The sequence below is a fragment of the Hymenobacter ginkgonis genome (genome assembly GCF_009755225.1).
GTDB lineage: Bacteria > Bacteroidota > Bacteroidia > Cytophagales > Hymenobacteraceae > Hymenobacter > Hymenobacter ginkgonis.
Genome location: NZ_WQKZ01000023.1, coordinates 1 through 1600, shown reverse-complemented (window position 1 = coordinate 1600; position 1600 = coordinate 1). Strand labels below are relative to the sequence as shown.

At 57.6% G+C, this 1600-nt stretch carries 2 protein-coding genes; both read right to left on the bottom strand.

Translation table 11 applies throughout. The annotated features are described in order from the left end of the window. Nucleotides 1-100: 100 nt before the first annotated feature. Nucleotides 101-1096 carry a hypothetical protein gene (locus GO988_RS23645; protein ID WP_157570111.1) on the bottom strand — a complete coding sequence of 332 codons (996 nt, stop codon included), beginning with the start codon at nt 1094-1096 and terminating at the stop codon, nt 101-103. A 60-nt stretch (nt 1097-1156) separates the two neighbouring features. Further along, a complete protein-coding gene (locus GO988_RS23640; protein ID WP_157570110.1) occupies nt 1157-1540 on the bottom strand; it encodes a hypothetical protein in 384 nt (127 codons plus the stop codon). Between the last annotated feature and the right edge of the window lie 60 nt (nt 1541-1600).

Here is a 1600-nt window from a genome sequence, read left to right as displayed (position 1 = left end):
TTGGGTAAGGGAAAAACGGGAGAACAAACTGACTGTGAGAAGCAAGGAGGTGAACCGATCGCCGTACCCCGGTGGCCAGGTAGCCACCGGGGTAGTAGGCTTAGTCGGTCGAGGCTTCGGCAGCAGCGGCAGCGCGCAGGGCGACGCCCTTGGCCAGCGTGCGGTCGGTCGTCCACACCAGCTCGGCTACGGCCAAGTCAGCCGAGGCCTCGAAGTCGGCCATGATTTTGATGTTGCGCTCGGATTTTTCCACCTCGAACGCATTGGGCTTGTTGAGCTGGCCGGTGAGCCATACCAGGTTCTCGCGGGGCGTAATCATCATGCCACCCGTGTCGGCCAGGCCGGGCTCGGGAATGATGGTGATGTTGGTGCCATCGAGCGTCTTATGCTCGAAGCCGCCCGTGTTGTTAGTGTTCGCGCCGAAGGTGCTGCGGTAATCCAGGTTGTAGAAACGAGCCATCGTGGGCTCGCAGAGCAGCACCAGGTCGGTGTTCACCAGGTGCGAGGGCACAATACCAGCCAAGCCTTCCATCTGGTCGATGGCATTCGACTGCGTGATGGGCTGGCTAACGAAAATGTTAGCAGCCGGCACGATGCCCGCGTCCGAGAGCAGCGGCAGGATACCATCGAACACGCGGTTGGCCGTGTTCACGTCGGGGCGGTACACCCCTTTGAACACAGCCTGCAAGTGGATTTCTTCCTTGCCCTTGTTGGCCAGCATGTCCATGATGTACTGCTGAAATGGCACGTCGTAGATTTCGCCGCGCTTGCTCTTGGCGATACGGCCCAGGTAGCCCTTCCACATCGCCGTGATTTGGGTGGGCGTGAGCTTGAAGTCGATTTTGCAGGCACGCACCTTGCCAATGCGGTTCTTGAACTTCACCGTGCCCTTAGGCGTGAAGCTGTCACGGTTGCCCGGCTGAATCACCGAGTCCACGTACATCTGGGTGAGGGCCTGCTCATCCTGCACGTCCACCAGCAGCTGCATGTATTGCAGATAGCTCTGGTTGAGAATGAGAATCTGGCTCAACAGCTTGTCCGCGTCGCGGGTCGAGTAGCCCTGGAGCTTGGTAGGAAGCCCGGTAAAATCAATCATGTTGACTGGTAAAAAAAGGAATTGCTTGAAAAAGAATGAATTACTGCGGCTATGCGAGGCCTATTTCTCGCCCACGCGGCGCTTAACCGTCTCAATGGCAGCTGCGGCCTGCGTCTCCCAAGGAGCTTTGGCTTCGGTCTTGTCCTCGAGCGAGTTGCTGTCGTCCTCGGTGCGGTTATCCACCTGCGCCTGGTTATCCTTCCAGGTTTGGAGGGTAGCCGCTTTGTCCTGAGCCGTTTTGAGGTCGGCGGCGGTTTTAGTTTTCTCGTCGTTGGCGAGTTTAAGGGCCGCTTCGGCCTCGCTGGCCTTGAGGTCGGCTGCCGATTTATCCTGCTCCAGCTGGGCAATTTTATCCTCAGCAGATTGCAGGTTGGCCTCCGTAACGGCGTCGGAGCCAGATTTTAGGTTCAGGAAACCTAAGACTTTGGGGAACTTGATGTCCATGCAGAATTGAAGTTTTGGGTGAAAAGTGAAGCATTCTTACCGCCGCCCGATTGGGCCAGC

Excerpts from the sequence above, each read along its gene's own strand:
- GO988_RS23640 (WP_157570110.1), bottom strand. The coding sequence starts at position 1,540 with ATGGACATCAAGTTCCCCAAAGTCTTAGGTTTCCTGAACCTAAAATCT.
- GO988_RS23645 (WP_157570111.1), bottom strand. The coding sequence starts at position 1,096 with ATGATTGATTTTACCGGGCTTCCTACCAAGCTCCAGGGCTACTCGACC.